Here is a 23,569-nt window from a genome sequence, read left to right as displayed (position 1 = left end):
TTTGCAAAAACCGGTAATGGCGTTTCCGCTACAGTGGATATGGCGTTGACGCGTTGGCATCGGGGCCCAACGCAGGGGAACTCACAGGGGGATTTCGACATGCCACAGGCGCACGATGGCGCAGCGCACGGCGCACGGGTGCTCGAGGGCGTCCGCGTGCTCGAGGTTGCCGAGCACACCTTCGTTCCGGCGGCCTCGGCGCTGCTGGCGGATTGGGGTGCGGAGGTCATCAAGATCGAACACGTCACCCGCGGTGATGCCATGCGCGGCCTGGCGTCGACCGGAGTGGCCGAACTCGGCGGCGAGGTGCACGCGTTGTTGGAGCACTCCAACCGCGGCAAGAAGAGCCTCGGCCTCGACCTCACTCAACCGGAGGGCCTTGAGGTGCTCTATCGGTTGGCGGCCACCGCGGACGTGTTCATCACCAACAAGTTGCCCGGAGTTCGCGAGCGGCTGAAGATCGACGTCGACGACATCCGCGCGCACAACCCGTCGGTCATCTACGTGCGGGGCACCGGTCAGGGTGAGCGTGGGCCCGACGCCGACAAGGGGTCATACGATTCCCTCGCCTTCTGGGCGCGCGCCGGCATCGCCATCGGCGCACAACGACCCGAATACGACCTCACCCCGATCCCCCCGGCGCCGGGATTCGGAGACTCGATCGGCGCCATGACCATCGCCGGCGGGGTCATGGGGGCGCTGTATCAGCGCGAGCGCACCGGCCACGCAGCGGTGGTCGACGTGTCGCTGCTCGGCACCGGCCTGTGGGCGATGGGCCAGGCCATGGCGCTGTCGCTGTCGCTCGGTGTGCCGTGGCAGGCTCCGCCCGCCGATCGCATCGGGGCCAACCCGCTGTCGCGCAACTACGACACCGGCGACGGACGCACGCTGGCGTTCACGTGCCTGCAGGGGGCCAAGTACTGGCCGACCCTGTGCGTGGCAATCGGCCGCGAGGACCTCGCCAACGACGAGCGATTCGCCGACCAGCCATCGCTGCTCGCCAACAGTCAGGCCGCCGCAGCACTGCTCGAAGAGGTCTTCGCCACCGCCACGCTCGAGGAGTGGCGCCAGCGCCTCGAGAGCTTCGACGGACAGTGGGCGGTGGTGCAAAACACCCTCGAAGCGGCGGTCGATCCTCAGACTCTCGCCAACGGCTACCTGCAGGACCTCACGACCTCTGGTGGTGTGGCGTTTCAGCTCGTGTCGGCCCCGGTCCAGTTCGACGAGACCCCGGCCCCTTCGTGCCGCGCCCCCGAATTCAACGAACACGGCGACGAGATTCTCGAAGGCATCGGTCTCGACTGGGACCGCATCGTCGATCTGAAGGTCAAAGGCGTCGTCGCCTGAGCGTCATCCACCGACCTCGAATCATCTCAACAGCCACCAATCCCTAGTTCCCAACTACCAGCGAGGCAGAACATGTCGACCTTTCAAGCATTCCGATTCGATGGCAAGCGCGTGCTCGTCGTGGGCGGCGCCACCGGTATGGGCGCGGCCGCGGCGCAACTCGCGGTCGATGCCGGAGCCGAGGTGATCGTCGCCGACTTCGCCGAGATCACCCAGAGCGGCGTGCAAACCGTTCACGTGAACCTGGCCGAGACCGCGTCGATCGACGCGCTCGTCGGCGAACTCGGCGCTCCGATCGATGCCCTGTTGTCGTGCGCGGGCGTCGCGGATGGCACCCCCAACATCGAGAAGGTGAACTTCCTCGGGCACCGCTACCTCATCGACAAGTTGGTCGACGGCGGCCTGCTCGGTCGCGGGTCATCGATCGGGTTCATCTCCTCCGCGGCCGGCCTCGGCTGGGAAGCGAATCTGGAAGTGCTGAACGGTCTCCTCGACACGCCGGACTTCGAGGGCGGCGCCGAGTGGTTCGCCCAAAACGAAAAAGCCGACTACTACCACACCAAGCAGGCGGTGTGTGCGTACGTGGCCCGCGAGGCGTTCACCTTCATGAAGCAGGGCATCCGGATCAACGCCATCTGTCCCGGGCCAACCGAAACCCCCCTCGCCAAGGCGAACGCCGACACCTGGTTGGCCTTCGGCGAGGACTACCGCCAAGAACTCGGCATCGAGGCCTCGACACCGCTTGAGCAGGCCTATCCGCTGTTGTTCCTCGTCAGCGACGCGGCCGTGGCCATCTCCGGCATCACGCTGGTCACCGATGTCGGGTACATGAGTTCGGGACTCACCGAGTCGTTCCCGCCGGCGACCTTCCTCGCCAAATTGCTGAACGGCCGCCCGGTCGAGATGTGACCAGGGGGCTGTTGATCGTCGAGTCGGCGCCGTCGTCTCCCGATCGGGTCGAGGAGTATCACCGCTGGTACGACGAGGTCCACATTCCTCAGCTCCTCTCCTTCGACCTGTTCGTCTCGGCGCGCCGATTCGAACCGGTCGGTGGGGTGGGAGCCGGGGTGGGAGCCGCGGAGGGAGCCGCCGAGGGCCCCTTTGTCGCCGTGTACGAACTCGAAGCCGACGACATCGCCGCGGCCTTCGCGAAGTACCGGGCGGCCTCGGCCCGCGGTGAACTCGACCGCAGCGATGCATTGCAAACCGACCCGCCGCCACGGGTGCGCCTCCTCATCGAACGATGATGATGCCGCCCACGCAGCCCACGGCTGAAGCGTTGCCCCACCGAGGAGAGCCATGAGCGAGTATCAGTTCATCACCTACGAGACACTCGACGACGGGCGGATCGCTCGCATCATGTTGAACCGTCCCGAAGCCCGCAATGCCCAGAACCGGGGGATGCTCGTCGAGCTCGATGAGGCGTTCCTTCGGGCAGAGGCCGACGACGAGGTTCGAGTCGTGATCTTCGGGGGGCTGGGTCCGATGTTCACCGCGGGCCACGACCTCGGCTCGAAGGTCTCCCAGGAGGAGTACGCCACCCATCCGTCGTGGAAGGTCAACGGCGGTACCCGGCAGGGCGCCGAACGGCTGATGCTGCAGGAGTGGCATCACTACTTCAACAACACCCGGCGGTGGCGCAACCTGCGCAAGATCACCGTCGCTCAGGTGCACGGGCCGGTGTTCGCCGCCGGTCTCATGTTGATGTGGGCGTGTGACCTGATCGTCGCCGCCGACGACACCGTGTTCGCCGATGTCGTCGGTACGCGCCTTGGCATGTGTGGGGTCGAGTACTTCGCCCACCCGTGGGAACTCGGGCCGCGCCGGGCCAAGGAACTGTTGTTGACCGGCGACTCGTTGTCGGTCGAGGAGGCCGTGCAGATCGGCATGGTGTCGAAGGTGTTCCCGCTCGACGAACTCTCCGAGCGCACCGTCGAGTTCGCCCGTCGTATCGCCGAACAACCGACGATGTCGGCGCTGCTCATCAAGGAGGCGGTGAACCAAAGCGTGGACAACATGGGCTTCTACAACGCGCTCAACGCCTGTTTCACCTTGCACGAACTCAACCACTCGCACTGGGCGCAGGTGCATGAGAACGGGTTCCCGGTCGCCTTGCCCGAGGACGGTATTCAGGACTGGCGAACCGCACCGCCGGTGCAGACCCGCGACCCGTATTCGGTCGGCGGCGAGGTTTCCCCGCAATAGTCCGTTCCCGGGCAATAGTCCGTTCTGTAGGTACTTTCGGTGGCTATGACCACCGAAAGTACCTACAGAACGGCGAGGGCGGCGCGGGTGAGGCGGTCAGTCTCGGCGTAACAGGAAGGCACCCGACGGGGTGCCGCCGCCGGTCGACACGACCGCGACGCGGGCGTCTGCAACCTGTCGATCGCCGGCGTCGCCGCGAAGCTGGGTGACGGCCTCGTGGATGAAACCGAATCCGTGGGTGCGGCCCTCGGAGAGTTGGCCGCCGTGCGGGTTGAGCGGAAGGTCGCCGTCGAGGGCGATGCGACGCCCCCCGTCGAGCCAATCCTGAGCTTCGCCGTAGCCACAGAACCCGAGGCCCTCAAGCCAGGAGATCGCGTTGAAGGTGAACCCGTCGTAGAGCAAGGCGACGTCGACGTCCGCCGGTGTGAGATCGGTACGGGTCCACAGGTGAGCCGCCTGGCCGAGGACCTGCGGTTCGTGGGTGAGGGTGCCCTGATCCCACGACACCCGTTCGGTGATCTGGGTGCCGACGGCATCGAGCCGAATTGCCGGTTGAGCGAGGTCATCGACCGTGTCGGCGGCCGAAACGACCACCGCGATCGCTCCATCACACGGAACGTCGCAGTCGTACAGACCGAACGGGGTGGTGATCATGCGGGCCGACAGATAGTCGTCCATCGTCATCGGGTCGCGATAGATCGCGTCGGGGTTGAGGGCAGCGTTCGCGCGTGCGTTGAGAGCGATCCAGCCGAGCATTTCGCGGGTGGCGCCGTAGCGGTGCAGGTATTGCGAGGCGTTGAGGCCGATCCAGTTCGCGGCCGACATCGCTCCGAACGGCGCACGCCACTCCATGTTCGGACCCTCGACGCGTCCCATGCCCGAGGGGCGATTGCCGATGACCCCGAAGGTGGTCTCCCACACGGTGCGAAACGTCAGCACGTGGCGGCACAGCCCGGCGTTGATCGCCAACGCGGCGGCGATGATCGCACCGCCCGGGCCGGGGATGTCGCCGCCACCGTTGATCCATGTCGGGTGGACCCGAAGCGCCTCTTCCACCGCGGAGACACCGCCCTCGCTCATCCCCATGCCGACCGCGCCGGGGTAGGTGGCGAGCCCGTCGATGTCGTCGAGGGTCAGCCCGGCGTCGGCCACCGCAGCGAGGCAGGCGTCGACGGTCAGCGACAGCGGATCCACCAGAAGGCGTCGACCGATGCGCGACTTGCCGACGCCCGACAACACACTGCGGCGCTCGAAGCGGTCTTTGGTGAGCGGGGCGCGAACCCTGGGGGTCTCGGGTTCGGCGACCGGGTTGGCGACGGTCTCGCCGGTGAGCGTGAACAGCGGAACCCACACGTCGTCGATCTGCTCGAAGCGAACCTGCACGACCGATCCGATGGCGACCTCGTCGGGGTCGCAGTCGACGATGTTGGTCGTGAGGTGGACCTCGGGGTCATCGTCGAGGGCGACATTGGCGATCACGTAGGGCGGTGCGAATCCGGGAAGCCACTGCTGCAGGTTCGTCGTGTGCCCGGCAACGACTCCGCGTCCGGACACCTCGGTGGGTTCGTGGTTGAGGCTGCCGCAGTGTGGACAGCGCGGTACGGGCGGATGGACGAGGCGTCGGCAGTCGAGGCAACCCTGCACTCGTAACACCCCGTCGGCCCCGGAGGTCCAAAAGGGGGTGTTCGTCGGCGTGAGGTGGGGGAGTGGTCGCACGTACTGAAAGTTAGCGTTCACTTGCTTGAGTGGCCACGAATGACGCGACGAAGGCGGCGGTTCCGTGACAGGCTGCCAACCATGGTGAGTACCCCACCCCAACGTCTGGGACGAGAAGTCGTCGCCATGTCGGCCATCCTCGTGCCGCTGCTCGACGACCGATCGATCGACTGGGCCGCGCTCGAGGCCCACATCGCGAGAACTGCCGCGGCCGGCCTGACTCCCGCCGTCAACATGGACACCGGCTATGTCCAGCTTCTGTCGAGTGCCGATCGGCGACGCGTGTTGGAACTCGCCAGACGGGTCACCGACGCGCCCGACCGCCAAGATGCGTTCGTCGCCGGTGCGTTCGTTGGTGACCGCGCCGGGGACGCGTACGACCGTGCGGCGCTGGCCAAGGCGGCAAACGAGGTCGCAGCACACGGCGGCACCCCGGTCATCTTCCCGAACCACGGGCTCGGCGGTCTCGACGATGACAGCTGGGTCGCAGCCATGACCGAACTCGGCGACGAACTCGACCGGTTCATCGGTTTCGAGCTCGGCGAGATGTTCGTGCCCTATGGCCGCATCCTCGGCCTCGACGCGTACGAAGGACTACTCGGCGTGCGGTCCTGTATCGGGGCGAAGCACTCCTCGCTGTCGCGCACGCGTGAGTGGCAACGCCTCGAACTTCGAGATCGGGTCCGGCCCGGGTTCCATGTGTTCACGGGTAACGACTTGGCGATCGACATGGTGGTGTACGGCTCGGATTACCTCCTGGGCCTGTCGACGTTCGCCCCCGACCTGTTCGCCATCCGTGATCGACTGTGGCGTGACGGTGACGCACGGTTCTGGGAGGTCAACGACCTGTTGCAGTATCTCGGCATGTTCGCCTTCCGCGACCCCGTCCCCGCCTATCGCCATGATGCCGCCATGTTCCTCGAACTGCGCGGTTGGACCTCGAGCAGCGAAGTCCCCGACGGGGCGCCCAGGCGACCGGATGCCGATCGCGACGTGCTCGCCGACATCGCGCGCCGCGTTGACGCGCTCGTGGACGAGTTGTCCTCCGAGGTCGAAGCGGGCGGAGCGACACCATGAGTCGCCGCTATCCGCAGGTCAAGACGATGCGTACCCCGCAGCAACTACGCGGTCGTCTCGACGAGCTCCAACTCGACCTCCCCGTTGTCGATGAGGTTCACCCCGACGGCCCCCTCGCCGACTCCGTCTCGTTCAGCGACATCGCGGCCGGCACCATCACCACACCGAATCGATTCGTCGCGCTTCCGATGGAAGGGTGGGACGGCACCACCGACGGTCGCCCGACCGAACTGGTGCGCCGCCGGTGGGAACGCTTCGCCGCGAGTGGATGTGGGTTGGTGTGGGGCGAAGCGACCGCGGTGGTGCCCGAGGGTCGGGCCAATCCGAACCAACTCGTGATCCGCCACGAGTCGGTCGAGGAGTTCGCGGCGTTGCGGTCGGTGATCGACCCGAGTCAGGTCGTCGGCCTGCAACTCACCCATTCGGGGCGCTGGTCGCGCCCGGAGGGTGCGCCTCGACCTCGTACCGCGCAGCGCCATGTTGTGCTTGACGATCGAAGCGGGGTGACAGAACTCGGCGGGGCGGACGCGGTCATGTTCAGCGACGATGAACTCGACGAGTTGGTCGAATCGTTCGTGGCCGCGGGAGTGCTGGCGGCGCAGGCGGGATTCGACTTCGTCGACGTCAAGTGCTGCCACGGGTACCTGTTGCACGAGTTGCTCGGGGCCGTCGATCGACCGGGCCGATACGGCGGGGACTTCGAGGGCCGCACCCGGTTCTGGCGCAGCGTCGTGGAAGGCATGCGCGACCGTGCCCCCGGCCTGGCGGTTGCCGTTCGGCTGTCGGTGTTCGACCTGGTGGCGTTTCGAGCGGGGGCGGACAACGTCGGTGAACCCGTCTGCGCGGTCGGCACCCCCCGGCCATTCGGCGCGACCGACGACGGTCTCGATGTCGACCTCGCCGAGCCCACGCGATTTCTCGAACTGGCGCGACAACTCGGTGTCGGGCTCGTGTGCACGACCGCAGGCAGCCCGTATTACAACCCACACATCCAACGACCGGCGTACTTTCCCCCATCGGACGGATACCGCCCACCCGAGGATCCCCTGGTCGGGGTGGCCAGACAGATCGCTGCAACGGCAGCACTTCGGAGTGCATCGCCGGACATGACGATTGTGGGTTCAGGCTATTCCTACCTACAGGACTGGTTGCCCGAGGTCGCCGAGGCCGTGGTCCGTTCCGGTGGGGCGGACCTGATCGGCCTGGGTCGGATGATGCTCAGCTACCCGCACCTCGCCGCCGACACACTCGCCGGCGCCGAACGTGACCGGCGACTGATCTGCCGCACGTTTTCCGACTGCACGACCGCCCCGCGCTCCGGGCTCGTGTCGGGGTGCTACCCGCTCGACGATTTCTATAACGAGCGGCCCGAACGCATCGAGCTTGCAGCGATCAAGCGCCGCCTGCGCGACCCCTGAACCACCGCCTGAACCACCGCCCCGCCTGTTCTCCGATAACCAGTGGTCGTGATCACGACCACTGGTTATCGGAGAACAGGCGGTGAGCCGATGCTGTGTTGGGTAGTTCTACCTGGGCTGGGTGATCCACTTGCACTGGTGTTTAGAATTGCCCCCATGCGTTTGACTCCCCTCATGACCGCAGCCGCTGTTGGTGCTCTGCTGACCGCTGCTGCCTGTACCCCTTCAACCGGCGGCGGTTCGTCGACCACGGCCCCGCCCACGACCCCGCCCACGACCCCAACCACCGAGGCGCCACAGCCGCTCGAGCCCTTCGAGGTGTCCGGCACCGCGGACAAGACGGTGGGATGCTTCTCGGGCCTTCTGGGCGACGACAACCAGGAGGTGAACCTCGGCTCCGACGGTTGGTGGAACTTCGGGTTCCAGGGATGCAGCCTGGGTGCGACCGAAACGGTCGCCCTGCTCGGCGTCGCTCCGCACGTCGCCGACGGCTTCAAGGCTCCGACGGGATATGAGTGCAAGCTGGCGATCGCCGGCACCTCCGATGAAACCCCGTGGTACACCAACCAGATCGGCTCCACCGCCGATACCGGTGGCAAGGTTTTCCTGAGCAGCAGCTCGGCCTGGCCGAACACGACCACTTGGACGATCACCTGCCGGCCGCTCACCCCGATCCCGATGTGATTCCACTGCGTTGAGGCCCGCGGAGTGACGATCGCTAAGCGGGCACCGCAGTCACCTCAACCGTGAGCTCACCTCAACGGGGTGCCCGCTAGTGGGCACCCCGTTTGCGTTGGACGAGCCCGCCGGCGAACAGCAACGCCAACCCGACCATGAGACCCACGATCGCCGAACACAGGGTGTTCGCGACCCACCCGAGCACCCCTCCCACGCCGGAGACGTCGTGGAAAGGTTGCTCGATGCGGTGCACGAGGTCGTAGGGCCCGTGCCATCCGAGAGCGGCAGCGCTCGACAACAAGATGTGACCGCCGACCCAGAGCATCGCTGCGGTTCCCACGACCGTCAGCGTCGACAGCACCTTGGGCATGGCGGCGACGAGCGCTCGGCCGATTCGTTCCGACCGCCCGTTGTCTACGGTGGCCATTCGCAGCCCGACATCGTCCATCTTCACGATGAGGGCGACAGCGCCGTACACGATCGCCGTCATCAGAAACGCGACGATGACAAGGACCAGCAGGCGATTGATGAACGGGTCGTCGATGACCTCCTTGAGGGCCAGCACCATGATCTCGGTCGACAGGATCAGGTCGGTTCGGACCGCGCTCGAGATCGTCTTCTTCTCGGCCTCTTCGCCGGACATCGCGGCCGGTAGGTCGTCGTCGTGGTCGTGGCCATGGCCGGTGATTCGGGCGTGGATCTTGTGTGCGCCCTCATAGGCCAGGTAGCCGCCGCCGAAGATCAGGATGACCTCGATGAGTTTCGGGGCCACCGCGCTGAGCAGCAGCGCCGCCGGCAGGATGAAGACCAGCTTGTTTCGAAGCGACCCCGCCGCGATCTTCTTGATGATCGGGAGTTCTCGCTCGGCGGCGAGTCCTTGCACATAGGTCGGCGTGACCGCTGCATCGTCGACGACGATTCCGACGGTCTTCGAGCTCGCCTTCAGCGCGGCGGCGCTGGCATCGTCGAGGGTTGCCGCGGCGAGTTTGGCGAGTGCGGCGATGTCGTCGAGTAGGGCTACCAGGCCACCGGCCACGTTCACGTCCTCAGGTTCGAAGGTTGACGGTGAGCGATACGATACCCACGCGGTGCCCAGCGCAGGTGCCACAACCGGGGGCGTAGGTATGGGTGTTGCACTGGAGGAGCTTCGCGACCGGGTGGAGCGGCAGGGGATCGATTTGCCGGGGATGTACGGCGCTTTCGACTTCAACGCGATTCCGGAGCGGCTGGCGCTTCGACCGGAGGACGAGACCGAGCTCGACACCGTGCCGCGAGTGAATCGGGCCGACTTCTTGGCGGACCAGGGTCTCATGGATCTGATGGCCGCAGCGACGATGCTCGGCGATGCGGTGTGCGACGCCTATGTCGCGCTGATTCCGACCCATGGGATGCACGGCCTCATCACGATGTTGCGCACCGCGTGCCAGGGCAGCATCGACGACGTCGAGGACCCTCCGGACGAACTGCGCCGTTTCATCACCGAACTCGAGACCGTGCCGGCGTGGATCGACCTCGAACTCGTCGCAGAGGGCGCCCGTCTGGAACGAATCTCCGCCGCGCTGCTCGCCCCGTTCGGGGTTCGCGGGGCGTTCCTCGCCACCTTCTTGAACTCCTATGCGGCGCTTCCGATGGCGGTGACGGGTTCGTTGAGTGACAAGCGTTCCGCCAAGCGCGTCAACGAGACCGCAGCGTTCTTCGCGTCGACGGTGCTGCCGGGTGGAATGGATCGCAATGGTCCGGGCTTTGAGGCCGCCGCGATGGTGCGTCTCATGCACTCGATGGTGCGATACAACGCCTTGCGCCCGGAGCGGAACTGGGATCAGTCGGTCTATGGCGTGCCGATTCCCCAGGTCGACCAGATGCCGGCGGGGCTCATCACTTCCTTTCTCATGGCGGTCGAGGCGGTTCATGCGAAACGCGGCTACACCGACGACGAACGGGCGATGGTGGAGATGGCGCGGTACCGCTGTTACCTGCTCGGCCTGCCCGAGGTGTTGTTGCCCGACGACCCCGAAGGGCTGATGCGAGTGTTTCTCGCCCGTGCCGCGACCCTGCGCCGCGGCTACGACGACTCCACTTGTGGCGAATTGGTGCGTGGGACGCTCGCCGCCTATCTGCGCCCGGACACGACGCTCAAGAGCCGCGTCGCCGAGTCCTTCGAGCGGAGCTTCTCGACGGCCTTCTTCATTCGCGCCTTTCTCGGCAACGACGCCAACCGTGCGGCCGAAATGGGTGTGTCGTTGACGGGTGCCGACAAAGTGCGTGTCGCACTCGGCGCCCCGTTCATCTTCGGTCGGCACCGGATCGTGTCGCGGCTCAACGGCGTGGCACGTCTGCAACCGGCGATCGATCGCTACATCGTTCGTCGGCTCAACCGTCGCCTGCGCGACTACGGACATGCCGAGTATCGAAGCGATGCTGCGAGCTACACCGACCGGCGTGCGTTGGTGGGCAGATAGGCGCCGTTTGTATCCTCGTGGCCGACATCGCCGATCGGATCGAGGATTCATGACCAAGACGAACCCGGGCAACTTCTTCGAGGACTTCACTCTCGGGCAGGTCATCGACCACGCCGTGCCCCGCACCATCACCGAGGGTGACCGCGCGCTGTACACGTCGCTGTATCCGACGCGATTCGCGCTGCCGTCGGCGGCGACCTTCGCTGCGGGGGTCGGCCTCGCTGCGCATCCGGTCGAGGAACTCGTCGGGTTCCACGTCGCCTTCGGCAAGACCGTGCCGGACGTGTCGCTGAACGCCGTCGCCAACCTCGGCTACGCGGAATTGCGGTTCCACCGCCCGGTGCTGGTGGGCGACACGTTGCGTTCGAGTTCGGAGGTCATCGGCCTCAAGGAGAACTCCAACGGCAAGACCGGTGTGGTCTATGTGCGTTCGACGGCGACGAATCAGCGCGGCGAGGTGGCGATCGACTGGGCGCGTTGGGTGATGGTGAACAAGCGCGACCATTCCGCCGCGGCCCCCGAGACCGTCGTGCCCGAGTTGGCGAAGGCGGTGTCGCCCGAGGACCTGCTGATCCCGGACGGCCTCGACTTCACCAGGTACGACTTCTCCGCGGCCGGTGAACCTCACCGCTTCGACGACTACGAGGTCGGAGAGAAGATCGATCACGTCGACGGCGTGACCCTCACCGACCCCGAACACATGTTGGCGACTCGCCTGTGGCAAAACACCGCCAAGGTGCATTTCAACACCGAGGCCCGCCCCGACGGTCGCCGCCTCATCTACGGCGGCCACATCATCTCGATGGCTCGGGCGCTCAGCTACAACGGCTTGGCGAACGCGCAACTCATCGCCGCGATCAACGCCGGTGCCCACACCAATCCGGCCTTCGCCGATGACACCGTGTACGCATGGTCCGAGGTGCTCGACAAGGCGGACACCTCGGCGCCTGGCGTCGGTGCCATTCGACTGCGCCTGGTGGCGACAAAGGGTCGCGACACTTCGATGACACTCAAGGGTGAGGACGGTAAGTACGCCTCGAACGTGCTGCTCGATCTGGACCTCTGGGCGTTCATGCCACGCTGACCTGTTCTCCGATAACCAGTGGTCGTGATCACGACCACTGGTTATCGGAGAACCGGTCAGGAGGCGGGGAGATTTTGCAGGCGTACCTGCCCGCGGGCGACGAGCCGATCGTCATCAGTGCGGATCTCGACCAGCCACAACTGTTGCAACCGGCCTCGATGGATTGGTGTCGCCGTGGCGGTCACCACGCCGTCGCGGACGGCTTTGAGGAAGTCGGTGTGGTTCGACACGCCGACGACCTGACCCTGCGATCCGTACCACATGGCGCCGCCGACACTTGCGCAGGTTTCGATGACCGAGCACCACACGCCGCCGTGGGTGATGCCGTAGGGCTGATGATGCTGCGGGCCGATCTCGACGGTGGCGACGACCCGATCGCCGGACGCCTCGAGGAACTCCATCCCGAGGGCCTCGTTGAAGCCGAATTCGCCCATCGCGGTGAGTAGTTCGTCGGTCATGGTGTCTCCAGTCGGTTAGGGAGTTGCGATTCGTTGTTGGGTTCGACCTCGCTCGATGACGCCGTTCACCCGGTCCGCTGGATTGGCGAGCCCACCGAAGTCGTGGTGGAGCGAGGCTTCGAGCGCGAACCGATCCGACAAGGTCGCCTGGTCCTGCAGACCCCGGTAGTGCGCGACGAGCGCCCGAACGGCTCGCTGGTCGTTGCTCACGATGTCGGCGGCCGTCGCACGCGCCGTAGCCATCAGCTCGTCGTGAGGGACGACCCGGTTGACGAGCCCCAATTCATAGGCGGTTTGTGCGTCGAGGAAGTTGCCGGTGAGGGACAGTTCGGTGGCCCGTCGGACGCCGACGGCCTCGGTCAGCAACGCGGTGAGTCCCGCCCCGGGCAAGATGCCGACCCGGGCATGGGTGTCGGCGAAACGGGCTCGTTCGGAAGCGATGATGAACGTGCATTGCAGCGCCACCTCGAACCCGCCGGTGATCGCCGGTCCGTTGACCGCAGCGATGATCGGCTTGTCGACGACGGGAAAGAAGCGCATCGGCAGCCCGGGCGGCCGCGGGTCGGGTTCCTCGTCGCGAAACGCCGTCCCAGAGGCGAGTTCTCGAAGGTCGAGCCCGGCGCAGAACGCCGGATCGGCACCGGTCAACACGATGGCGTCCACCTCATCGGAACCGGCGACCTCCTCGACGGCCAGCCACAGTTCGCGGGTCAGCCGCGAGTTCAACGCGTTGCGAGCCTGCGGACGACTCATCGTCAGCACGGCGACCTGATCGGCGACCTCCACCCGGACCGTCTCGAACTGGTTCGTCTCGAAACCTTCCGGCACCCGACCTCCCTCACGGTGCGACCCATTGGCGTGGCCCTCTGGCGTGGCCCGTTGGCGTGGCCCTCTGCGGGGCGCACCGCGAGCGAGCCTATGCGTCGTTCGTCGAGAGGTGCGCCCACCGACCATGAGCCGCGAGACTGCGACCCATCAGTGTCGTTATCGGGGAGAACACCACATGCGTACCAAGGCCACCGAACTCGTCGGAATCGACGTTCCGATCTTTGCATTCAGTCATTGCCGCGACGTCGTAGCGGCGGTCACCAATGCCGGTGGTTGCGGGGTGCTCGGCGCCGTCGGACACTCGCCGAAGCAGCTCGACATCGACCTGACCTGGATCGAGAACGAGGTCGGCACCAAGCCGTTCGGCGTCGACCTGCTGGTTCCCGAGAAGTTCGCCGGGGCCGACGAGGGCGGCCTCGACCGCGGCAGGCTTCAGGACCTCATCCCCGAGGCCCATCGGTCCTGGCTCGACGACCTTCTCGACCGCTACGGGGTCCCGCAACTGCCGGAGGGGACGAGTTCGCAGGCGTCGGTGTCGATCGGCGGCATGCGGGTCGATCCGAAGTCGATGGCCCCACTGCTCGACGTGTTGTTCTCGCACAAGACCAAGCTCGTGGCCTCGGCGCTCGGCCCGCCCCCGGCCCACTTCATCGAACGTGCGCATGCCGCCGACATCCCGGTCGCCGCGCTCGCCGGTTCGGTGCACCACGCCGAACGCCATGTCGCCGCAGGCGCCGACATCATCGTCGCTCAAGGTGGTGAGGCGGGCGGTCATACGGGCGAAATCGCCACGATGGTGCTCGTCCCCGAGGTCGTCGATGCGGTGGGTGACGTGGCGGTGCTTGCCGCCGGTGGCATCGGCCGAGGCCGTCAACTCGCAGCCGGAATGGCACTCGGGGCCGACGGTGCATGGTGCGGGTCGGTCTGGCTCACCACCGAGGAGGCCGAGACCACCGACACCATCAAGGAGAAGTATCTCCAGGCGGGTCTTGGCGATACGGTCCGGTCTCGGTCGATCACCGGCAAGCCGGCGCGGATGCTGCGCAGCCCGTGGACCGAGGCCTGGGAGGACGACTCGGGTCCCGGACCGCTGCCGATGCCGCTGCAACCCATGCTCGTCGGCTCGGCGCTCGCCCGCATCGGGCGCTCGGCCAAGCCAGGCACGGGCGCCTATGACCTCACGACCTACTTCGTCGGGCAGATCGTCGGGTCGATGAACCAGGTGAAGCCCACCAAGCGGGTCGTGTTGGAGATGATCGAGGAGTTCGTCGAGACGCTCGAACGACTCAACCGACTCGCCGAAAGCTGAGGCCAGATGACAACCGTTCACACCGCGCAGGCCACCTCTCGACGCGACGTGTGGTTCTGGTCGGGGCCGGATCGTTGCCATGCGTGGCTCTATGTCCCCGACCGCGAGATGCCGGCCTCGGGTTTCGCGACGGTCGTCATGGCACACGGCTTCGCAGCGACCAAGGTGATGCGCCTCGACGCCTATGCCGAGGCGTTCTGTGCCGCGGGCTATGCCGTGTTGGTCTTCGACTACCGCTACTTCGGCGACAGCGAGGGCGAGCCACGAGAACTGTTGGACATCGACGCCCAACTCGCCGATTGGCGCGCTGCGGTGTCGTTCGCCCGCTCGCAATTCGAGGTCGACCCCGACCGTGTGGCGTTGTGGGGCACGTCGTTTGCCGGAGGCCATGTCGTGGCGACCGCGGCGCAGGACCGCCGCATCGCCGCGGTGATCGCCCAATGCCCGTTCACCGACGGTGTCGCCTCGGCGAGGTCCTCGGATCGCAGTGGTGCGCTGACACTGATGCGCAAGGCGATCGCCGATGCCCGCTCGGCCAAACGTGGTGGGGAACCGGTGCGTGTCGCGGTTGCCGGACGCCCCGGTGACCTCGCGATGATGACGGCCGCCGATGTCGCCGATGGGTACGCGTCGATCGTTCCCGAAGGGACGACGCATCGCAACATGATCCCGGCGCGCATCGCGTTGAAGGTGACGAACTATCGCCCGGGACGACTCGCTCGTGACACGCGCTGTCCGTTGCTCATGTACGTGTGCATGGACGACTCGGTGGCACCGCCGGGCGCCGCCATCAAGTACGCCGGCCAGGCACCACTCGGTGAGGTGTATCGATTCGGCGGCGGCCATTTCGACATCTATACCGGTGACGCCTTCGTCGAAACCATCACCGCGCAGCTCGAGTTCCTACAGCGGGTCCTGCCCGCCTGATCGCGCTCCGCCCTCGTCTCGTTCGTCTAGCAATTCACGTTCGCCTCGCTCGTCTCGCGATCCGCCGTCGTCTCGTTCCGCGCGCATCAGCGCGCCGACGCTTATACGCAACGTGGAGGTTGGCGGGACACCGCGTTCGAGCACCTCGACGAGCCGGTCGACCGACGCATCCGACTCGGCGCGGCCGGACTGTTCGACCGGATCGGTGATGATGGCCTCGACCGTCGCGAGCCGCTGACCGTCGACAACCAGGTCGAAGCGATCGACCGCTGTTCGGATAGGACCGCCGATGTCACCTCCGACAGCGCCGCTGTCGATGTCACCTCCGTCGGCCAGCCATGTCGCTTCGCGGAGATCGACGTCGGCGACATGCACGATGACCTCTTCGACGATGGTGCGGATGGCCTCGGTCCCCACGTAGGGCGCGGCTGCGACCACCTCCAGCGCATCGGCTCCTTGGGAATCGGCTCCCTGGGAATCGGCTCCGGGTGCATTGGTACCGCGAGCGTCGGCATCGCGAGAGCGGGCACGCTCCCCACGACGTCCTTCTGCATGAGGTCCTTCTGGATGACCGCCTTGTGTGTCATCGCCGTGGAGGACCGTGTAGAAACGCGGCACCCCGAGGGCGCTCAACGATCGCAGTGTCCATTCCCAGTCCTCGGCATCGCTCACCTCGTAGCGAACGAACTCCTGAGATTCGAGCGAGGCGCACAGTCGACGCGTGACCGCGGCGCTGGCGACAAGCCCTTCGACAAGGCCGCCTACAGGGCCGCCGTCGGGTCGCCGGCGTCCTGGGTCGCCGGGAGCGGATGGGTCGGGTGGGGTGACGCACTTGGCGACCATCGACCACCGGTCGACCGCGATCGTCATCTCGCCGGTGCGTGTGAAGACGACCGGACCGGTGGCCACGACGAGATCGCCGAGGTCGACGAAACGGGTCCAGTCGCCGAACGCGTCGTCGAGGCGATCGCTGGCGAGGAGGAGCCCTATCGAGGCTTCGCCGTCGTCGACGACCGCGAAGCATGCCTTCCCCATCTTGCGCAGTGCGGTGATTCGCCCGGCAACCGTCACCTCCCAGGCTGACACCCCTCCGTCGCTGAGGTGGACGAATCGTTCCCGAACCTCGGCGATCGGGTGTCGCCAGGGCACCGAGGTGGCATAGGGGGCCAACCCGACGGCGCTGAGTTGTGCCGCCTTGGAGAGTCGGCTCTCGGCCTGGGGTGGCAGCCGACGATCGACCCGGCGCGGACGCCGCTGAGCCAACTCTGCGGCGGCCGCCACGAGCGCCGGACTTGACGCGGGCTGCGGCATCGCCCGGGACGATCGACCCGGCAGAGCGATGAACCCTTCGGCGATTCCCGAGGCCAACAAGGCACGATTGAGCTGCAGCGGCTCGCTGAAACACAGGAAGCGTGGCTCCCAGCGAGGCTGGTACTTGGCGCTGGATCGATACAACGTTTCCAACTGCCACCACCTCGATGCCGCAGTGAGCAGTGATGCGGTCATCCGCACGACGGGACCGGCGCCGATGCGTTCGCTGTCGCTGAACACCTCGCGAAACATGGCGAAGTTCAGCGAGATTCGGTCGATTCCGACATGGCGAGCGGTGTCGACGAGGGAGCACACCATCGCCTCGATCACACCGTTGTCGGCGTCGGGGTCGCGACGCATGAGGTCGAGGGACAACCCGCGTCGCCCCCACGGCACGAACGAGAGAAACGCCCGCAAGTCACCGGTCGCGTCGGTCGCCCGCACGACCACGCATCGACCATCCGCCGGGTCGCCCAAACGGCCGAGGGCCATCGAAAACCCGCGCTCGGGTTCGTCACCGCGCCAGCGTTCGGCGGCATCGGCGAGGCTCCGTAGGTCGTCGGCATCGAGGTCGGCATGGGTGCGTCGGTCGATGTGGTACCCGGCGCGCTCGATTCGTGCGGCGGCGCGCTTCACCGGGCGCAACGCCGCGGCGTCAATGTCGAAGGCCGACACCTCGATGACTGCTTCGTCGCCGATCGAGAGCACCCGGAGCCCGGCGCGACGATAGGCCTCGGCGCCGCGACTCGATGCGGAGAGCACCGCCGGTTCCCAGCCGTGGTGCCCGGCGACCCGTCGCCATTGTTCGATGGCCGAGGGCCAGGACGCCTCGTCGCCGATCGGGTCGGCGGACGCCAGACTCGCGCCGGCTTCGACGCAATAGGTCACCGCGGCGCGACGGTCGGAGGAGAACACCACGGCCTTGTCGCGACGTGTCGCGAAGTACCCGAGCGAATCGTTCTCCCCGTAGTCGGCCAGCAGCGTCCGCACGGCGATCTCGTCGTCGGTGTCGACGAAGTCGGTGAGCCGCGACGAGCGCAGAAACACCCAGCCCGCGTACACCAGTGCTGCTGTCGACATGGCCCCGATGGCGGTGGCAACCCACGGGTCGCCGGTGCCGCGGATCAATTCGATGTCGGGGTCGGCGCCGAGGCCGAACGCGGTGCGAATCGCCCATTCGGCGCGAACGAACCGGTCGTGCAGCGACCCGGGTGCCAGTTCCGACAACACGATGCCGATGCCGGCGGAGATGGCGATGCCGACGAGGAGGGCGAGCACGGATCGTCGCAATGCCCGTGGGGCGACGCGCGCCGTGAACGCTCCCCGTACCCTCCAGAACACCCACAGCAACACGACGGCCACGACGGTCTCGATCGCAAACAGCACGACTTCGACAGGGGTGTCGAGCAGGACTTTGGGAACGGCGCCGACCTCCGCGGTTCTCAACACGGTGACCGCCAGGGCGGCGAGCAACCAGCCACCCTGGAATCCGACGGCGACGAACCACAGCGCGGCGCGTTTGCGAACGACCAGCGCGCTGCCGATCGACCCGAGCATCGCCCCGGTGAACAAGTTGGCGTCGGTCGGGATGTTGAGCAGGCCGAAGCCCCGGTTCACCCAGTCGACCAACGCGGGAGCGACGCCGGAGGACGGCAGCGAGAGCGGCACGGCGATGATGCACCAGAGCCCGGCGAGGACCACGATGCGACCCATCCAGGTGACGATCGGTCGGCCCCATGACGGAACCGCCGGGGCGCCGGTCGCCGTCGAGGATGCTCGGGCTCGCCCGGGTCGACTCGTCGTGTGGGGTGTTCGAGCGCTTGGCATCGCAGGTCGAATCGTACTGCTCGCGTTCGACATCCAAGCCGCGACAAGTGCCATCATGTCGACACCATTCGGGTCGCATCGTCGACCTTGCGGCCGCCGGGCCGACCGATTTGTGATCACAGGGGGATCGATGAACGACGTGCCACAACACAACCTCGCGGCGGTAGCCGAAGCGGTGGCGCAACGGGTGCCGGATCGAACGGCCATCGTGGCGAAGGGGCACCGATTCACCTACGACGAGCTCAATCGGCGCACCCGTCAATTGGCACACGTCCTGCACGATCATGGGCTCGGTGCTCGACCGGGTGGTCGTGAGGGTCTCGCCTCTCATGAGTCCCACCAGGACCACCTCGCCATCTACGCCTACAACGGCAACGAGTACCTGGAGGCGATGATCGGGGCCTTCAAGGCCCGCGTCGCTCCGGTCAACGTGAACTATCGCTACGTGGCCGAAGAGTTGCGGTATCTGCTCGACAACTCCAAGTCGAAGGCGATCGTGTATCACTCGGCCTTTGCCCCGACCCTCGCCGAGGTCCGCGACGACCTTCCGGAACTGACGTTGCTCCTCCAGATCGCCGATGACTCGGGTAACGAGTTGCTGCCGGGTGCGCTCTGGTACGAGGAGGCGCTCGCCGCGGCTTCCGACGAGTTGCCCTCGTGGGCCGGCGAGTGGTCGCCCGATGACCTGTACATCCTCTACACCGGTGGCACGACCGGAATGCCCAAGGGTGTGCTGTGGCGTCAAGCCGACATCTTCCGGTCGTCGATGGGTGGACTGAACCAGGCGACGGGGGAGCCGTGGGAGACCCTCGACGAGGTCGCCGGAGCGGCAGAGGCGAACTCGCTCGTGTCGATGCCCGCCGCGCCGTTCATGCACGGTGCGGGCCACTGGATTGCCTTCCTTGGCTTGAACACCGGCTCGACGATCGTCGTGCAAAACGTGGTCGAACGTCTCGATCCGGTCGACATCTGCGAGTGCGTCGAGCGCGAGGGGATCCAGTTCCTCCAGATCGTGGGTGACGCCTTCGGTCGGCCCATCCTCGAAGAGATCGAACGCGGCAACCACGACGTCAGTTCGCTGTTCATCCTGTTGTCCGGTGGTGCCGCGCTGACCCAGCCGATCAAGCAGCGCTACTTCGAGGTCTTGCCGAACCTCATGATCGTCGACGGACTCGGTAGTTCGGAGGGCGGTGGCCAAGGAACGTCGATGACGACGAAGGACTCCTCGGCCGAACCGGCGACCTTCGCCCCCGTCGCGGGATCGATGGTGGTATCCGCGGATCTCACCGAGGTCTTGGAGCCCGGACATGAGGGCATCGGCTGGCTGGCCAAACGCGGCAGTGCCCCGCTCGGCTATTTCGACGACGCGGAGAAGACGGCACGCACCTTCCCGGTCATCGACGGTGTGCGCTATTCGGTGCCCGGCGATCGCGCCCGGTACTTGGCCGACGGATCGTTCGAACTCCTCGGGCGCGACTCTCAGACCATCAACTCCGGGGGCGAGAAGATCTTCGTCGAGGAGGTCGAGGCGGCGATCGTGGCCCACCCCGACGTTGCCGACGCCGTGGTGGTGGGGCGTCCGTCGCAGCGTTGGGGGTCCGAGGTGTGTGCCATCGTCCAGATGGCCGACGGTAAGACGGCCGAGATCGCTGACCTGAAGGCGACCGCGGCCGAACACATCGCCCGCTACAAGTTGCCCCGCGCCTGGGTGTTCGTCGATCGGGTCCTGCGCTCGCCCGCGGGCAAGGCCGACTATCGCTGGGCGGCATCGACCGCTGCCGAGGCCCCCGAGGAGTGAGGCCCGGCGGCGGTGGTTCCGACGAACGCAGCCGCAACGATCGCTGTCCCAACGAATGCAGTGACCAAAGACAAAGGAGCCCGCTATGGCGTTGAATCTTGAATCGATCGGGTCGGTCGGCCGGCCGGTCGAGGTGCGGTGGAGCGCGGACGACACCATGCTCTACGCACTGGCGGTCGGCGCGGGGTACCCCGATCCATTGCAGGAGTTGGCGTTCACGACCGAGAACACGACCGGGGTCGAGCCACAGGCGCTGCCGACCTTCGCCGTGGTGCACAGCATCTCGGGGATGGACGTGTTGGGCAACATCGGCGCCTTCAACCCGGCGATGCTCGTCCATGCCGAGCAGTCGATCGAATTGCATCGGCCCTTGTCGCCGAGCGGCGCGGTCTCGGTGGTGGGACGTCTCGCCGACATCGTGGACAAGCGGTCGGGAGCGTTGGTGCGTATCGAGGCGGTGGCAACCGATATCGAGTCGGAGGAGCCGGCCTTCACCGCGTTGACCGGGGCGTTCATCCGTGGCGAAGGCGGGTTCGCCGAAGAGGCCGGTGCCGGTACTGCCGGTGCTTCCGCTGGCTCCTCAGGGAGTGGCGCGGAATCGACATCCGAAGTGACGATTCCCGAACGTGACCCGGACGTCTCGGTCGAATACGAGACGTTGGCGAATCAGGCGTTGCTCTATCGACTCTGCGGTGACCGCAATCCGCTGCATTCCGATCCGACCTTCGCGGCCTTCGGTGGCTTCGATCGTCCGATCCTGCACGGTCTGTGCACGTACGGGTTCGCCGGTCGGGCGCTGCTGCAGTCGTTGTGCGAGGGGGATTCGTCGCGGTTCGTGTCGATGAACGGTCGATTCTCCAAGCCGGTTCTGCCCGGTCAGACGTTGAGCGTCGACATCTGGCGAGTGGGCGACGGTGCCGCGGCGTTTCGCACTCGGGTGGGTGAGACGACGGTGATCGACCGGGGCAGTTGTCGCTACCGGCCGTAGTCTGCGTCCTGGACGGTGTTTGAGGCCTGGACGGTGGTTACGTCGTCGGCCGCGGTGGGTGTGCCGAGGCCGACGGCCTCGGTGAGCAACTCGACCGAGCAAGTTCGCTATACTATTGAAATCGGTCGCTCACCATTGATGCTGAACTCATCCGCAACCAAGAATGATGCTGTGAACACAATTCGGCGACGGAAACCCTTTCTAAGGCGACTGTAAGAATGAACACTGACCGATTGTCGCGTCAAGGCCCCAAGGAATCGAATCGCTCGCGCCTCCGCGTGGCTATTTTGATTGCAATGGGGATCTGGATCATGGTGTTTCTTGTTGGAATCGCGTACACTGTGATCGTTGGCATCCTTGGTTCCACAGTCTGTGAACCATTTGAAGGAAGTTCCCAGTACGGTGAACTCCGATGGTCGGCGTGGCCACCTGGGCCGACTTGCACATTCAGGGAATCGGTACATGGCTTCGACGAGGTTCGAGGTCCATCACCGGCGGCGACGGTCTGGCTCGTGGCGCTGGGCCTCGGGATGTGCGTGATAGCGGGGCTGTCTCTACTCTACCGTCGTCGGTATCGCGGCCGGCTGCGAATGAAGTGATTCGCTGGTAGTATCCTAATCTGAAGGGGGATCGATGGGTATTCAGAAGACTACAAGTGGCTATGTTCTCGTACCTTTTCTGGTGATATTGGGAGCGGGGTGCGGAGAGGCCCGCCACTCACCAGGGCTAGCTTCCGAAAAGGCTGCTGAGGTGGCGTTGGCAACGGAGGAAGTCCGTGAAGATGCAATAGTCGACATGATCGAAGATGGCGTCGTGCTCCTTCCTGTATATCGAGATAGAGCGAGCATCAAGGATCTGTCAGATGATCAGCGCGTCGATATCGCGGTCGAATCCTTTGGTCTATGGCGTGCGCAGAGCTTGGAGCAGATAGCAAATGGGTTGCCGACTGACGAAGAAGCCCTTGAAACGATGGCGAAGAGCTTCGGGGTTGGCGTTGAGACAATGTCTCGGTTCCTTGATGAGGGTGGTCGACAGGTCGCGGCCTCTGGGATTCCGGTCCCTGCTCCGTCGGAACTATTTGATGTCATCTGGACGCCCATCTATTCCGAGCCAGTTATATTCTGCGATGTACCTTCCGCCGTTTCACTCTTTCTGGCATCTAAAGGGGAGCCAGCGATACTGAAATCAGAAGTAATGTCTGAAAGGGTGGAGGTTATTAATGACGTTGGGGCTGATGGTGGGCGTGTATGGGTTTCGCAAAATCCGTCCAAGGGATTCCGAACCATCTCGTGGGTGCCGACTGCAGATAGTAGGATCTCAGTCTCATTGACAACTTCGGCTGAATGCACGGCAGCTGATGCCGTCGCGTCGATCACGGTCCAGGAGGTGAATCCGTGAGCAAGAATAGCAGACCAATGAGACGTGCCAATAATGGTATCAAAGCGACGGCAGTTGCGGCCACCGTGGCGGCTGTATTCCCGACGCTGGGCACACCTGAAGCGGCGGCCTATCCGCTTAGTGGCGTAGTGAATACTTACGAAGTTGCCGTGTGTGCTACTTCGACGACGAAATGCCTACTTACTTACGCCTCATCGACCGCAGCGAAGGAAGATGCACTGACTCGTCCTGGCCGCCTGCCGGCAGAGGATGGTTGGCCGATGGACGGTAGTAGGGACAACGCGTTCATGCACGCGTCCTGGAATGCGCGAGCCGCGGTAACTACTAAGGATAGGGGGTGGGTGTTTCTTATGACTTTGGCACATGAGCAGCCGGTCACGTCGAGCAATCCACCAGGCCCTGATTTAGCAAATCGCAATGAGAGAATGGACATATGCAACAATCAGTACGGTGCGAACAAACCATCGAACTGGGACTTGGTGACCAATGACCAGATGAGTTCAGTCAATAGTCTTTGGAATGAGTCAAGAGCAATGTCGGAAGACGCTAATCAGCCGAACGCGATGATGTCATATGACACCTGTTCTGGCGTTCGACTGTACTTTATCCGTAAGAACAATGGTGCTTTCTTTGGGTGAGGACGTGGTTCGGGAGGGAATGGATCGAGCGCGTGCTGTATCCAAGGCCAATGATGGCGGCAGCTCGCCTCTTTCTGCAGTGGATCGATTCTATCTATCACGC

Annotated in this window: 20 protein-coding genes; 15 read left to right on the top strand and 5 right to left on the bottom strand. The window is 65.4% G+C overall.

The window, feature by feature from the left end:
• Window positions 1-99 precede the first annotated feature (99 nt).
• The 4 genes from M9952_10190 to M9952_10175 all read left to right on the top strand — a co-directional run bounded on the left by M9952_10190 (window position 100) and on the right by M9952_10175 (window position 3,552).
• Window positions 100-1,347 carry a CoA transferase gene (locus M9952_10190; protein ID MCO5313285.1) on the top strand — a complete coding sequence of 416 codons (1,248 nt, stop codon included), beginning with the start codon at window positions 100-102 and terminating at the stop codon, window positions 1,345-1,347.
• 72 nt (window positions 1,348-1,419) lie between these two features.
• Window positions 1,420-2,256: an SDR family oxidoreductase gene (locus M9952_10185; GenBank protein MCO5313284.1), complete on the top strand. Its 837-nt coding sequence runs from the start codon at window positions 1,420-1,422 to the stop codon at window positions 2,254-2,256.
• Window positions 2,253-2,594 carry a hypothetical protein gene (locus M9952_10180; protein ID MCO5313283.1) on the top strand — a complete coding sequence of 114 codons (342 nt, stop codon included), beginning with the start codon at window positions 2,253-2,255 and terminating at the stop codon, window positions 2,592-2,594. The genes M9952_10185 and M9952_10180 overlap by 4 nt, the downstream gene beginning before the upstream one ends.
• Window positions 2,595-2,646: 52 nt before the next feature.
• Complete coding sequence (locus tag M9952_10175) at window positions 2,647-3,552, top strand: enoyl-CoA hydratase (GenBank protein ID MCO5313282.1); 906 nt, start codon at window positions 2,647-2,649, stop codon at window positions 3,550-3,552.
• 96 nt (window positions 3,553-3,648) lie between these two features.
• On the opposite strand, the gene M9952_10170 is transcribed toward M9952_10175, so the two are convergent.
• The gene (locus M9952_10170; protein MCO5313281.1) at window positions 3,649-5,268 is read right to left on the bottom strand and encodes an OB-fold domain-containing protein; all 1,620 of its coding nucleotides are present in this window, start codon (window positions 5,266-5,268) and stop codon (window positions 3,649-3,651) included.
• Window positions 5,269-5,349: 81 nt separating this feature from the next.
• Between M9952_10170 and M9952_10165 the strand changes: the two genes are divergently transcribed.
• From M9952_10165 to M9952_10155, 3 genes are all read left to right on the top strand, one after another.
• Window positions 5,350-6,345: a dihydrodipicolinate synthase family protein gene (locus M9952_10165; protein ID MCO5313280.1), complete on the top strand. Its 996-nt coding sequence runs from the start codon at window positions 5,350-5,352 to the stop codon at window positions 6,343-6,345.
• The gene (locus M9952_10160) at window positions 6,342-7,763 is read left to right on the top strand and encodes an NADH:flavin oxidoreductase (protein MCO5313279.1); all 1,422 of its coding nucleotides are present in this window, start codon (window positions 6,342-6,344) and stop codon (window positions 7,761-7,763) included. Before M9952_10165 ends, M9952_10160 begins: the two co-directional genes overlap by 4 nt.
• 156 nt (window positions 7,764-7,919) lie before the next feature.
• Window positions 7,920-8,447, top strand: coding sequence for a hypothetical protein (locus M9952_10155; protein ID MCO5313278.1), 528 nt, complete (start codon window positions 7,920-7,922; stop codon window positions 8,445-8,447).
• A gap of 88 nt (window positions 8,448-8,535) precedes the next feature.
• On the opposite strand, the gene M9952_10150 is transcribed toward M9952_10155, so the two are convergent.
• Window positions 8,536-9,477 carry a DUF808 domain-containing protein gene (locus M9952_10150; GenBank protein MCO5313277.1) on the bottom strand — a complete coding sequence of 314 codons (942 nt, stop codon included), beginning with the start codon at window positions 9,475-9,477 and terminating at the stop codon, window positions 8,536-8,538.
• 88 nt (window positions 9,478-9,565) lie between these two features.
• Here M9952_10150 and M9952_10145 point away from each other — a divergent pair, with 88 nt between their 5' ends.
• Together M9952_10145 and M9952_10140 are read left to right on the top strand one after the other, a co-directional pair.
• Entirely contained in the window at window positions 9,566-10,900 is a 1,335-nt protein-coding gene (locus M9952_10145; protein MCO5313276.1) for a DUF2236 domain-containing protein, read from the top strand.
• A gap of 49 nt (window positions 10,901-10,949) precedes the next feature.
• Entirely contained in the window at window positions 10,950-11,984 is a 1,035-nt protein-coding gene (locus M9952_10140) for a MaoC family dehydratase (protein ID MCO5313275.1), read from the top strand.
• Window positions 11,985-12,040: 56 nt separating this feature from the next.
• Here M9952_10140 and M9952_10135 read toward each other — a convergent pair whose 3' ends face one another.
• On the bottom strand, window positions 12,041-12,442 hold the full coding sequence (locus M9952_10135; protein ID MCO5313274.1) for a PaaI family thioesterase: 402 nt from the start codon (window positions 12,440-12,442) through the stop codon (window positions 12,041-12,043).
• A 15-nt stretch (window positions 12,443-12,457) separates the two neighbouring features.
• Window positions 12,458-13,270 (bottom strand): enoyl-CoA hydratase, encoded by an 813-nt coding sequence (locus M9952_10130; GenBank protein ID MCO5313273.1) that lies wholly within the window; start codon window positions 13,268-13,270, stop codon window positions 12,458-12,460.
• Between the two features lie 175 nt (window positions 13,271-13,445).
• Between M9952_10130 and M9952_10125 the strand changes: the two genes are divergently transcribed.
• Both M9952_10125 and M9952_10120 read left to right on the top strand, forming a co-directional pair.
• On the top strand, window positions 13,446-14,579 hold the full coding sequence (locus M9952_10125) for a nitronate monooxygenase family protein (protein ID MCO5313272.1): 1,134 nt from the start codon (window positions 13,446-13,448) through the stop codon (window positions 14,577-14,579).
• 6 nt (window positions 14,580-14,585) lie between these two features.
• A complete protein-coding gene (locus M9952_10120) occupies window positions 14,586-15,506 on the top strand; it encodes an alpha/beta hydrolase (protein ID MCO5313271.1) in 921 nt (306 codons plus the stop codon).
• Here M9952_10120 and M9952_10115 read toward each other — a convergent pair.
• Window positions 15,483-18,530 (bottom strand): phosphatidylglycerol lysyltransferase domain-containing protein, encoded by a 3,048-nt coding sequence (locus M9952_10115; protein ID MCO5313270.1) that lies wholly within the window; start codon window positions 18,528-18,530, stop codon window positions 15,483-15,485. The two genes, M9952_10120 and M9952_10115, sit on opposite strands and share 24 nt — an antisense overlap.
• A gap of 244 nt (window positions 18,531-18,774) precedes the next feature.
• Here M9952_10115 and M9952_10110 point away from each other — a divergent pair, with 244 nt between their 5' ends.
• From M9952_10110 to M9952_10095, 4 genes are all read left to right on the top strand, one after another.
• The gene (locus tag M9952_10110) at window positions 18,775-20,442 is read left to right on the top strand and encodes an acyl-CoA synthetase (protein ID MCO5313269.1); all 1,668 of its coding nucleotides are present in this window, start codon (window positions 18,775-18,777) and stop codon (window positions 20,440-20,442) included.
• Between the two features lie 85 nt (window positions 20,443-20,527).
• Complete coding sequence (locus tag M9952_10105; GenBank protein ID MCO5313268.1) at window positions 20,528-21,430, top strand: MaoC family dehydratase N-terminal domain-containing protein; 903 nt, start codon at window positions 20,528-20,530, stop codon at window positions 21,428-21,430.
• A gap of 633 nt (window positions 21,431-22,063) precedes the next feature.
• Window positions 22,064-22,828: a hypothetical protein gene (locus M9952_10100; protein MCO5313267.1), complete on the top strand. Its 765-nt coding sequence runs from the start codon at window positions 22,064-22,066 to the stop codon at window positions 22,826-22,828.
• The gene (locus tag M9952_10095; GenBank protein ID MCO5313266.1) at window positions 22,825-23,466 is read left to right on the top strand and encodes a hypothetical protein; all 642 of its coding nucleotides are present in this window, start codon (window positions 22,825-22,827) and stop codon (window positions 23,464-23,466) included. Before M9952_10100 ends, M9952_10095 begins: the two co-directional genes overlap by 4 nt.
• Window positions 23,467-23,569 lie beyond the last annotated feature (103 nt).

The sequence above is a fragment of the Microthrixaceae bacterium genome (assembly GCA_023957975.1).
In the GTDB taxonomy this organism is placed as follows: domain Bacteria; phylum Actinomycetota; class Acidimicrobiia; order Acidimicrobiales; family Microtrichaceae; genus JAMLGM01.
The sequence above is the reverse complement of the archived record's forward strand: the minus strand, read 5'-3'. Positions and strand labels throughout refer to the sequence as shown.

Excerpts from the sequence above, each read along its gene's own strand:
- M9952_10190 (MCO5313285.1), top strand. The coding sequence starts at position 100 with ATGCCACAGGCGCACGATGGCGCAGCGCACGGCGCACGGGTGCTCGAG.
- M9952_10185 (MCO5313284.1), top strand. The coding sequence starts at position 1,420 with ATGTCGACCTTTCAAGCATTCCGATTCGATGGCAAGCGCGTGCTCGTC.
- M9952_10175 (MCO5313282.1), top strand. The coding sequence starts at position 2,647 with ATGAGCGAGTATCAGTTCATCACCTACGAGACACTCGACGACGGGCGG.
- M9952_10165 (MCO5313280.1), top strand. The coding sequence starts at position 5,350 with ATGGTGAGTACCCCACCCCAACGTCTGGGACGAGAAGTCGTCGCCATG.
- M9952_10160 (MCO5313279.1), top strand. The coding sequence starts at position 6,342 with ATGAGTCGCCGCTATCCGCAGGTCAAGACGATGCGTACCCCGCAGCAA.
- M9952_10155 (MCO5313278.1), top strand. The coding sequence starts at position 7,920 with ATGCGTTTGACTCCCCTCATGACCGCAGCCGCTGTTGGTGCTCTGCTG.
- M9952_10145 (MCO5313276.1), top strand. The coding sequence starts at position 9,566 with ATGGGTGTTGCACTGGAGGAGCTTCGCGACCGGGTGGAGCGGCAGGGG.
- M9952_10140 (MCO5313275.1), top strand. The coding sequence starts at position 10,950 with ATGACCAAGACGAACCCGGGCAACTTCTTCGAGGACTTCACTCTCGGG.
- M9952_10135 (MCO5313274.1), bottom strand. The coding sequence starts at position 12,442 with ATGACCGACGAACTACTCACCGCGATGGGCGAATTCGGCTTCAACGAG.
- M9952_10125 (MCO5313272.1), top strand. The coding sequence starts at position 13,446 with ATGCGTACCAAGGCCACCGAACTCGTCGGAATCGACGTTCCGATCTTT.
- M9952_10120 (MCO5313271.1), top strand. The coding sequence starts at position 14,586 with ATGACAACCGTTCACACCGCGCAGGCCACCTCTCGACGCGACGTGTGG.
- M9952_10115 (MCO5313270.1), bottom strand. The coding sequence starts at position 18,530 with ATGGGTCGCATCGTGGTCCTCGCCGGGCTCTGGTGCATCATCGCCGTG.
- M9952_10110 (MCO5313269.1), top strand. The coding sequence starts at position 18,775 with ATGAACGACGTGCCACAACACAACCTCGCGGCGGTAGCCGAAGCGGTG.
- M9952_10105 (MCO5313268.1), top strand. The coding sequence starts at position 20,528 with ATGGCGTTGAATCTTGAATCGATCGGGTCGGTCGGCCGGCCGGTCGAG.
- M9952_10100 (MCO5313267.1), top strand. The coding sequence starts at position 22,064 with ATGGGTATTCAGAAGACTACAAGTGGCTATGTTCTCGTACCTTTTCTG.